A 10,329-nucleotide genomic window follows, 5' to 3' on the forward strand; every position below is an offset into this window, starting at 1 on the left:
GGAAGTCCAGTCCTTTATCTCCGGCCGGCGGAGAGAGTTTGCTCGACTGTGCCGCCCATCAGAGCAGTCATGCCGACCGTTTCACGTCGCATGGAGGCTTGGATTGACCGACACCGTACTGGCCCAATTGGCCGCCCTGAAGACCGCGCCGATTGGCGCGCTCAAGCAGAAATGGCGCGATCTCTTCGAATCCGAGCCGCCGCCGTACAATCGCCGCTTCCTCGAACATCGCCTCGCCTACCGCATCCAGGAATTGGCTTACGGCGGGCTGAAGCCGGATACGCTGAAGCGCCTGCGCGATCTCGCGGAAGAGCTGGACGGCGGCGATCCGAAGCGGCGGCGCCAGCCTGCCAAGGACCGACCGATCGCCGGCACACGGCTCATCCGCGAATATCAAGGGGTTGAGCACTGCGTGACGGTGCGCGACGACGGCTACGAATACCAGGGTCGCCCCTACAGATCGCTCTCAGCCATCGCGCGGGCGATTACCGGCACACGCTGGAATGGGCTCACCTTCTTCGGCCTGAAGAACCAGCGAGCCGCACGATGAAGAAACCGATCGTGCGCAAACTCCGCTGTGCAGTCTACACCCGCAAGTCGAGCGAAGAGGGGCTGGAGCAGGAATTCAACTCGCTCGATGCTCAGCGCGAGGCCTGCGAAGCCTACATCGCGAGCCAGAAACCCGAAGGCTGGGTACTCGTCCCCGACCACTATGACGACGGCGGCATCTCCGGCGCGACTCTGGCGCGCCCCGGGCTGCAGCGCTTGCTTGCTGATATCGAGGCGCACCGGATCGACGTGGTGGTGGTCTACAAGATCGACCGGCTCAGCCGCGCGCTGGTGGACTTCGCCAAGCTCGTTGAGGTGTTCGACAGGAACAAAGTCACGTTCGTCAGCGTCACGCAGTCGTTCAATACCACAACATCGATGGGCCGCCTCACGCTCAACATCCTGCTCTCCTTCGCGCAGTTCGAGCGCGAGGTCATTGGCGAGCGCATCCGCGACAAGTTTGCCGCGTCTCGCAAAAAGGGCATGTGGATGGGCGGCTTCGTCCCCCTCGGCTACGACGTCAAGGATCGCAAGCTCGTGGTGAACGAGGCCGAGGCCGCGACGGTCCGGATGATTTTCGAACGGTTCATCAAGATCGGCTCGGCGACCGAACTGGTGCGCAAGCTCCGGGCCGAAAATGTCCGGGGCAAGCAGGGCAAGCTGGTCGACAAGGGTTATGTCTACAAGTTGCTGAACAATCGGGTTTACATCGGCCAAGCGGTGCACAAGGGAACAGCTTATCCCGGCGAGCACCAGGCCATCGTTAGCCAGGCGCTCTGGGACAAAGTCCACAGCATTCTCGCTGAGAGTCCGCGCACGCGTGCCCGCCAGACGCGGGCGCAGACGCCCGCCTTACTGAAGGGCCTGATCTTCGGACCGACCGGCCGGGCGATGACGCCTGCGCACACACGGCGAGGAGACAAGCTCTACCGCTACTATGTTTCGACCGACGTGCTGAAACGCGAAGCCAGCGATTGCCATGTGCGACGCATCCCTGCAGCCGAGATCGAGAGCGCGGTCGTCGAACAGGTGCGCGGAATTTTGCGCTCCCCTGAAATTATCGTGCGCACATGGCGCGTGGCCCGGCAATCGTTGGACGGTCTTACTGAATCCGACGTGCGGAGCGCCTTGGATCGGCTCGACCCGCTCTGGGACGAACTGTTCCCCGCCGAGCAGGTTCGGATCGTGCAGTTGCTCGTTGAGCGCGTCGACATCGGCACCGAAGGCGCCGACATCCGCCTGCGGACACAGGGGCTGACGAGTCTCGTCGCGGATTTGAGCGCAATCCGGCCGGGAGACAGGAGGGCAGCATGACGGGCAAGCCGAAAATCATGGACGACGGCCGGACCGTCACAGTGAGGGTGCCGATTTCGATCCGGAGGCGCGGAGGCCGGAAGCTGGTTCTGGCACCAGACGGTGCCGCAATCACGTCCACGCCCATTACCCGCCATGTTGACACAGCGATGGTCAAGGCCATCGCACGAGCGTTTCGCTGGCGCGAAATGCTCGAAAGAGGGGAATGCGCCACGATCCGGGAGATTGCCACAGCGGAGAAAATAAACGAGTCCTACGTCGGACGGGTGCTGCGTTTGACGCTTCTAGCCCCCGACATTGTGGAGAGGATTCTCGGGGGGCGAGAGCCGGCGGAGCTGCAACTTAAGGGTCTTTTGCGGGGATTTCCGGCGGGGTGGCCGGAGCAGCGTGCTTCAATTTCGAAGCCGTTGCCCTGACGGACAATTGGGTTGTACAGGCCGAATTATTCGCCAAAATAGTTGTACGAATGGATGTCATACCTTTTCGATGTGGAGGCGCACGAGAATGTGGAGGCGCACGAGAATTCGAAGCCGGAAATGCGCCACGTGTAGGACAAGCAGAACCAGACATTCCGCCTTGAGATCAAGGCGGGTTTGCTCAGGCTCCGTATGCACAACCTGCAACTTTCATCGAGCGGAATAAGGTTGTTCCAACAGCAATTCCGTGCTGTCCAGGGCAATGTGCCGTTTCCCTGGCAGGAGCGGCTTTTTCGCAACCACTTCCTGTGCGGGGATATCCCGTCGGCGCTCGATATTCCGACCGGCCTCGGCAAGACCTCGGTCATCGCCGTATGGCTGCTCACGTTAGCTTGGCAAGCAGAAAGGCGCGCCGTCAAAATCCCGCGGCGGCTCATCTATGTCGTAGACCGGCGGACAGTGGTGGATCAGGCGACGGACGTTGCCGAAAGACTACGCGCAAGTTTGATGAGCGCGCCCCCAGGAAGCCTGATCGCGCAAATCAGAGACCAGTTGAGCAAACTTTGCATCAAAGCTACCGGTGAAGCCTCGCCGCTGGCCATCAGTACACTGCGCGGCGAGCGCGCAGACAATCGGGAGTGGCAAGCCGATCCCGCGCGGCCGGCAATCATCATCGGCACTGTCGATATGATCGGCTCGCGGCTGTTGTTTTCGGGTTACGGCGTATCTTGCCGCATGCGCCCGTTCCATGCCGGCCTGCTTGGGCAAGACACGCTGCTTGTACATGACGAGGCGCATCTATCCGAACCGTTCGCCAAACTAATCCGCGGCATCGCCGAGGTTCAACATAAGCAGAATGAACCGCACCCGCTCCGCGTCATGGAGCTTTCGGCCACGCAGCGCCAGCAGGGCGCCACGGCGGCGTTCACGCTGACGAAAGAAGATAAGGCCGAGGATTTGGTCGACGTGCGCTTGAACGCGACCAAGCGGCTGAGCTTCGAGGGGAGCGCCGACAGCGAGGACGCCGTCATTGCCAAAATTGTCGCACTAGCCCTTCGGTACAGGGACAAACACAAGCGCGTGCTCGTCTACGTGCGCAGACCTCGCGACGCCCGCAGGATCGCCGACGAGCTTGCCAAGGCCACCGATCGCTCGCGGGTCGCGCTGTTGACCGGCATTCTGCGCGGTTACGAGCGCGATGCGCTCGCCGAGACGAGTCTGTTCACAGGGTTCCGAAGCGATCCCGATCGGCAGCCGCCCGAGGCGACGGAGTATCTGGTGGCGACATCGGCAGGCGAAGTGGGAGTCGATCTCGACGCGGATCATCTAGTCTGCGACCTCACCACACTCGACTCGATGATCCAACGGCTCGGTCGCGTGAACCGGTTGGGCGGGCGCGAGGCCGAGATCAGCGTTGTTGGATGGCCGAAAGACAAAGGCCAAGGAAAGAGGAAAAGCAAAGCGGCAAGCGACGAAGCGGGCGAGACGGATACCGAAGGTGGCAAGAAGGACGACGGAGAAAGCGATCTCGACAAGCGGATTGCGGCGACCAAGGCGGCGCTCGCCTCGCTGCCGAAGCGCGATGGCGCCCATGACGCAAGTCCGGAAAGCCTGCGCGCGTTGGCCAATCGAACCGATGCCTTCGCGCCGACGCCGCGTACGGTCGAGCTCACAGATATTCTGATCGACAACTGGGCGCTCACGCGCGTCAAGGACCTGCCCGGCCGCCCGCTGCCGGAGCGGTGGTTGCACGGGATCGAGACGGGCGAGCCCGATCTTTACGTCGCTTGGCGCGAAGAGGTGAGCGAGCTCGCCGCATGCCTGCGTGACGACAACTGGAACAGCGTCCGCATCCTGAAGCAGCTTTACGACAAGCACCCGATCCTGGCGCGCGAGCGCCTGCGCGGGCCGCTGAGCGAGGTGAAGCGCGATCTTGAGCGCATCGCCAAACGCAAGCCGAAGGCGGCCGAGTCCGAGCAGGGCGACTCCGAAGACCGCGAACCTCCACAGCCCTTTCAAGCAATTCTCCTGCCGGTAAACGGCGATCCAATTGTTGGCGCGCTGTCGGACCTCTTGGAACGCGAGGCCGCATTGCCCTACGCGACCATCGTCCTCCCGCCTTCCGCCGGCGGCCTCGATGAACGCGGCATGCTGACAAGCGAGGCACGTTACGATCCCGCGCGCACGCCGCCTTATGATGTGGCGGATGATCTCGCCGCAAGCGGTAGAGATGAAAGGCGGCGTCTGCGCGTGCTGCTCACGCGCGAGCCGGAAGCCGAAGGTTGGAGCGCGCGAGTCATTCGGCAAGCGATCGCCATTCCGGACGAACTGGTAGCACAGAGCGTCAAGCAAGCGGCGCGCGCAATTCGCACTTACTTTGCGCTCGCGGAAAGGGCGCTCCTGGTTTTCGATCGCGATGAGGAAGGCGAGCCTGCACGGGCTCTCCTGCTGCTCGGCGAGAGTCGCGCGGCGGCGACCGCGCAGGATGATCCGGCGGGGGCCGCGCGCCAGCAAGACCTCGACGAGCATCTGAGCTGGGCGGAGCAGGAGGCCGAGAAAATCATCGCCCGAACCGGGCTGGAAGCCACGGCACCGGACGTCGCCGACGCCGTGGTCATCGCCGCGCGCTGGCACGACCGGGGCAAGAACCGCCCTGCGTGGCAGAAGGCGATCGGACACGCGCCGCCGCGACGGGGTGAGAACGCCGATTGGAAGCCTTGGGCGAAGAGCGGGCAGCGCGACTTCGATGATTCCGAGTGCGGCGCCTATCGTCACGAATTCGGCTCCCTGCGCGAGGCGTCTGAAGACGAAACGATCCGCGGCCACCCCGAGCGCGACCTTATTCTCCACCTCATCGCCGCACACCACGGCTGGGCGCGGCCGCATTTCGAACCGGACCAGTGGGACATCGCCGACGGCGTGAGCGATGAAAAAAACGAAGCCATTGCGGCCGAAACGATGCGCCGCTTCGCGCGGCTGCAGCGCCGCTTCGGCCATTGGGGTCTGGCGTGGCTCGAATCGCTGATTCGCGCGGCGGATTATTCGGCGACCGAACGCCTTGGCTCGAACGGAAACGAAGCGGCCATGGATTTGCGAGAGCGCGCCACATGACCGTCACCGACCATCCCTCGTCCGACATCACCCTCGACGTCGATCTGCGCAATCCGGGCAAGTTCTTCGCCTGCTGCGGCCTTTTGGAGCTCGCAAGCCGCCTGTGGCCGGGGAGTGAAGGCTGGTTCGCGGGCGACGGAAGCCGCGCCACCTTCCACATCATCACCTACAGCGGACACAACGATCCGCTGGCGGAGATTGTGAGAAAGCTGTGCGAAGCCGACAAGCTCGTGGCGATTCCCGAAGATGAGGGGATCGAGACATTGCAGGCCGACCGCCAGCCGGTAATCCTGCTGCCATTTGACTTGCGGCTTGATTGGTGGCTCGATTCCTACGGCGAAGGCGACAAATCGGAATTGAAGGTTTGGGCGGGACAGCAGACGCCCGAGCGGAACGTAAACGGCCTTCGTGGCGCCTGGCGCGAGATCATTGAGCATACACCGAGAACATCGGCAGAACGGTTCCTCTCGCAGCGTTGGCCGACAAGCGGACGGTTCGGCTTCGATCCGTCCGCCTCCTGGGAGGCGCTCGACGTCGGATTCTCCCCTGATGAGCAGGGCATCCCTGTGCTCACCTCGCCCGCCACCGAAATTCTCGCTGCCATAGGTCTGCAACGTTGCCGACCTGTTCCCATCGAAGGCAAGCGGCGTTGGTTCGCCTATCATGTTTGGCAGGTGCCGCTCGACGTTGCCGTTGCTCCTGCTGCGGTCGCGGGCGTTGGCGCAGCGCACGCCTTCGAGTTCCCCGTCGTGATGCGCAACGCGCAGTATGGGACGTTCGGATGGGCAAATCCTTTGCAGGTGAAACAATGAGCACGTGGAACGAATTGGCCGACAAGATGCTCGCGGCGGACGGGCCGGCCGCACTCGTGTGCCGTCAGTGGCTGATGCCGGCCGAAGGGCGCGATGCCGTAATCTTCCCTCCGACCTTCGCGGCGCCTCAGGGCGGGAAGGCGGGCTACAACATCGACGAAGTCCGAGATGGCAACGATGACAACAAGGTCACCCGCATCGCCATCATCGACACCGTCGGCTCACAGGCGAACCGCATGGAGCCGATGTTCAAGAAGGTCAACGGCGAGGACACGCCGTATTCCCGCCTCGTCCCGCAGATCGAAATCAAAGCCGGCAACAAGATTGTGAACCTGCTCGATGCCGGACACCGTGCTGCGGATGCAATCGTGCGCTACTCGAGCCTCGGTCCGACGCTGAAGGAGGCGTTCAACGCTTATCAAGAGAGCGGTAATGCCACCGAGCTGGCCAAGATCGCGCCCACGTCGCTCGTGTTTGGCGCGTGGGATTCGCGCGGCACGCAAGCAAAGCTACCGCGGATCGTCGCCTCCACCATCCGCGCGTATGACATCACCGAGCTACAACGCTCCGCACAATATTTTCCACCCATCGACTACGTAAAGGAAGAACTCTTCGACGATGAGTTTCTGGAAACCACCACAAAAGGAGGCAAAAAAATCGGCAGCGCCTTTGGTCTTAAGGCCGCGCCGGCGGAAGGCACCCACGGCGGAGTTATTGTACGTGGTGAAATTCGCCGCGAAGCAATCCTAAATCTTGTTTGTCTACGTGCAATAGGACCCAAAGGCCAAACTGGCGATGCGCTTCGCCGTTACATTCTTGGTCTCGCGCTTGTCGCCATCAGCTATGACCGCCCGCATGATCTTCGCCAGGGGTGCTTGCTCGTGAAAGATCCGGACAGGCCATCCAGGTGGGAGGTGGTCTTCAATGATGGATCGCGGCAGGAAGTCGCTCCTCATGGCAGCGCGTTGCTTGCCTTCGCCCAGAAGGCTGCAGACGACTTCGGCGAGCGAAAGAGCGGTCGATACGAATTCTTGGACCCGGATCGAGCAAGGGCCGAGGTCGAAAAAGAGATGGAGGAGAAGGGCAGCAAGAAGGGTAAGAGCCGCAAGGGTAAGAGCGGGGATTCCAACCAGTGACCCGCTGGCTCTGCATCGAGGCGCATGTCCTCGCCGGCCGCTATCACGGGCGCCGGTCGGAGCGGGAGCGAACCTATTTCCCGTCCGAGTGGCCGCCCAATCCGCACCGTCTGTTCCAGGCGCTCCTTGCCGCCGGCAATCTCGGCTTCCGCCGCACCGAGTTCTCGGACGCCAAGAAGGAAGCCCTGCGCTGGCTCGAACGGCGCGCGGCGCCTGAGATCGTCGCCCCGCCTGCGCGCGCGGCCAGCGTCGTGCGGCTCTATGTGCCCAACAACGACATGGACAAGGTCGCTCGGTTTTGGGCGCAGGACAAGGAGCCGGAGAAGCAGCCGAACGAACTGAAGACCGACAAGGACCTGCGTCCGCATCGGCTCGCCGAGGACGGCCCGGTGCGCTTCCTATGGCCCATCCCCGAGGAGGAATGGGAGGCTGCGCGCCCTTATGTCGAAATTCTCCGGGAAGAGGCACGCCACCTGCACTGCCTCGGCCTCGGCATTGATCTCGTCGCCGGCAACGGGCGCATCCTCAGCGCGCGAGAGAAGAACGCGCTGCCGGGCGAAACTTGGATCGCGGATGCCGCCGGCGTCGGCTGGCGTGTGCCCGTCGAAGGCTCGCTCAATGAGCTGATGGATCGCTACAAGGATCAGGCCAGACGCGTGCAGTCGGGTCGCGGCCGCGGTGCTGAGCGTTACGTCACGCCGCCGGCGCCTGTCTCGGTCTATCGGGAAGTCGGCTATCTGCGCCGCCCGCAGGGCCGCCGCCGCCCGGTCCATGCTTTCTCCTTGGTGGACGACGACGGCGCCTACCGCTCCTTCGATCCGCGCGACGCGATCACGGTCGCCGCCTGGCTGCGCCATGCCGCCCACGAGCGCGCCAAGGCGATGAAGCTCGATGCCGATTTCATCGAGCGCTTCGTCTGCGGTCATGGCGACGATGCCGAGACGAAGAACAACCGCTTCTCCTATCTGCCGCTGCCGACGATCGCACCAAGGGGCCGCAACGGCCGCATCCGCCGCGTGCTGCTGGCCGAGCCGTTCGGCGGCGGGGGCGGAAAGGCGCAAAGCGTGGCGCGCCGCCTTTCGAGCGCCTCGCTCGTCGAGGAGGGAACCGGCGAGATCAAGGCGGACCTGCGCGAAATCGATCCGGACACCGACGGCGTGACGCTGCGCTACCTGGGTAAGGCCCTAACCTTCGGCTCAGTGACGCCCATCGTACTGCCCGGGCGCGACGATTTTCGGTCGCGCAAGGCGCATGCGCTCGTCCTCAAGGCGCTGGCGCAGTCGGGTTACACCACGCCGGTCGTCGAAATTACGCTCCAGCGCGAACCTGTGTTCCCGGGCGCGGAAGTCGCGCGCGCCTATCGCGTGCCGGCCTATTTGAAGGGGTTTCCTCGCACGCACGCCATCGTCACCTTCGCGGAGGAAGTGCCGGGGCCGGTCGTCATGGGCGCGGGACGCCACATTGGCCTTGGGCTATTTGCAGCGCTGGCGTAGCGCGGCGCTGCAAACGCGTTGCCAACAAACTGTGCCGACCTATCGTTCGGTGGCTTTTTGGTGGCACGCGACTTGTTCGGTGTGCATCGCGCTGGCCCAGCTTGGGACGGAGTGACCGATGCCTGAGATTGACAACGATTACAATCAACTCGCGCTAGATCTTCCGGCACCGCCGGCCAATGGTGAGACACCGCTGGTGCCCGTGCGGATGGTCAACGAATGGGTTTATTGCCCGCGGCTAGCCTTTCTCGAATGGGTCGACGGAGAATGGGCGGACACCGGCGATACCGAAGAAGGACGGCGCGCCCACGTGCGGGTGGATGCCGGGGGCGGAAAGCTCCCTGCGCCTGCAGAGACAGACGAAAAGCCCGATTTCACCGCGCGCTCGGTGACGCTTGCTTCTGAGCGGCTTGGCATCATAGCCAAGATCGATCTCGTCGACGGCGATGGCGGGAGTGTCACACCGGTCGATACGAAAAAGGGCAAGCGCCCACACGTGGCCGAGGGGGCCTACGAGCCTGAGCGGGTGCAGGTCTGCGCCCAGGCCCTGATCCTTGAAGAGGCCGGATATACCGTATCGGAAGGCGCAATCTGGTATGCGGGCTCGCGCGAACGTGTGCGAATTGCACTCAATGACGAGCTGCGCGCGAAGACACGTGCGGCAATCTCTGACTTGCGGCTTGCGGCCGCGGCCGGGCGGCTTCCGCCGCCGCTCATTGATAGCCCAAAATGCACGAAATGCTCGCTCGCAGGAATTTGCCTGCCCGATGAGGTCACGTTCTTCCGCCGCGGATTGGCGCCGCGCCCGCTCAATCCGTCGGCCGACACGGCGTTGCCGCTCTATGTACAGGAACCGGGCGCGCGTGTGAGCAAGTCGGGCGAAGTTCTGGTCATTGAGACCGAAGACCAGAAAACCGAGGTTCCGATCGGGGACGTGTCCGAGCTGGTATTGCACGGGCCGATATCGTTGAGCACGCCTGCGCTCGGCGCCTTGCTTCGGGAGGAGATTCCGGTCACCTACGCATCGACCGGCGGCTGGGTGCTTGGCCACACCGTCTCGACCGGCCATAAGAATGTGGCGACGCGCATTGCGCAATACCGTGCCGCTTTTGATGAGCGGCGCTGCCTCGCTTTTGCGCGCAGCTTGGTCGTGGCCAAAATTAAGAACAGCCGCGTCTTCTTGCGGCGTAATTTCAAGGCCGGCAATGAGGCTGAGCGCGATGCTACGCTGGAGGCGCTGTCGCGTCTCGCAGATCGTGCGGCTTACGCACAAAGCGAAGCGGAATTGCTCGGTATCGAAGGCGAGGCCGCGGCGCGCTACTTTCGTCTTTTCACAGCCATGTTCGGCGATGCGGCGCGCGACTTTCCGGAATTTGCGTTCGAAAAGCGCACGCGTCGGCCCCCGGCCGATCCAGTCAATGCCTTGCTGTCGCTCGGTTATGCATTGGTGACGCGCACGTGGCTTACGGTGCTCTCTGCCGTCGGCTTCGATCCCTAC

At 63.2% G+C, this 10,329-nt stretch carries 8 protein-coding genes; all 8 read left to right on the top strand.

Annotated features, from left to right (window positions below; all coding sequences use genetic code 11):
- Positions 1–103: 103 nt before the first annotated feature.
- Complete coding sequence (locus ACK41X_RS20800; protein ID WP_409727300.1) at positions 104–550, top strand: DUF2924 domain-containing protein; 447 nt, start codon at positions 104–106, stop codon at positions 548–550.
- Positions 547–1,863 carry a recombinase family protein gene (locus tag ACK41X_RS20805; RefSeq protein ID WP_409727304.1) on the top strand — a complete coding sequence of 439 codons (1,317 nt, stop codon included), beginning with the start codon at positions 547–549 and terminating at the stop codon, positions 1,861–1,863. The genes ACK41X_RS20800 and ACK41X_RS20805 overlap by 4 nt, the downstream gene beginning before the upstream one ends.
- Positions 1,860–2,279, top strand: coding sequence for a hypothetical protein (locus tag ACK41X_RS20810; protein WP_409727307.1), 420 nt, complete (start codon positions 1,860–1,862; stop codon positions 2,277–2,279). Before ACK41X_RS20805 ends, ACK41X_RS20810 begins: the two co-directional genes overlap by 4 nt.
- Before the next feature lie 228 nt (positions 2,280–2,507).
- Complete coding sequence (gene cas3u, locus ACK41X_RS20815; protein WP_409727310.1) at positions 2,508–5,390, top strand: type I-U CRISPR-associated helicase/endonuclease Cas3; 2,883 nt, start codon at positions 2,508–2,510, stop codon at positions 5,388–5,390.
- The gene (locus ACK41X_RS20820; protein ID WP_409727313.1) at positions 5,387–6,202 is read left to right on the top strand and encodes a hypothetical protein; all 816 of its coding nucleotides are present in this window, start codon (positions 5,387–5,389) and stop codon (positions 6,200–6,202) included. The genes cas3u and ACK41X_RS20820 overlap by 4 nt, the downstream gene beginning before the upstream one ends.
- Entirely contained in the window at positions 6,172–7,338 is a 1,167-nt protein-coding gene (gene cas7u, locus ACK41X_RS20825; protein ID WP_409727316.1) for a type I-U CRISPR-associated RAMP protein Csb1/Cas7u, read from the top strand. Before ACK41X_RS20820 ends, cas7u begins: the two co-directional genes overlap by 31 nt.
- Positions 7,335–8,831 carry a type I-U CRISPR-associated protein Csb2 gene (csb2, locus tag ACK41X_RS20830; protein ID WP_409727320.1) on the top strand — a complete coding sequence of 499 codons (1,497 nt, stop codon included), beginning with the start codon at positions 7,335–7,337 and terminating at the stop codon, positions 8,829–8,831. The genes cas7u and csb2 overlap by 4 nt, the downstream gene beginning before the upstream one ends.
- A gap of 118 nt (positions 8,832–8,949) precedes the next feature.
- Positions 8,950–10,329: CRISPR-associated endonuclease Cas1 (gene cas1, locus ACK41X_RS20835; RefSeq protein ID WP_409727323.1), on the top strand; the 1,380-nt coding region annotated here is incomplete at its 3' end.

The organism is Pseudorhodoplanes sp., from assembly GCF_046289595.1.
In the GTDB taxonomy this organism is placed as follows: Bacteria; Pseudomonadota; Alphaproteobacteria; order Rhizobiales; family Xanthobacteraceae; genus Pseudorhodoplanes.

Bases quoted from the DNA above. Each gene is read 5' to 3' on its own strand.
- ACK41X_RS20805 (WP_409727304.1), top strand. From the start codon at position 547: ATGAAGAAACCGATCGTGCGCAAACTCCGCTGTGCAGTCTACACCCGC.
- ACK41X_RS20810 (WP_409727307.1), top strand. From the start codon at position 1,860: ATGACGGGCAAGCCGAAAATCATGGACGACGGCCGGACCGTCACAGTG.
- ACK41X_RS20820 (WP_409727313.1), top strand. From the start codon at position 5,387: ATGACCGTCACCGACCATCCCTCGTCCGACATCACCCTCGACGTCGAT.
- cas7u (WP_409727316.1), top strand. From the start codon at position 6,172: ATGGGCAAATCCTTTGCAGGTGAAACAATGAGCACGTGGAACGAATTG.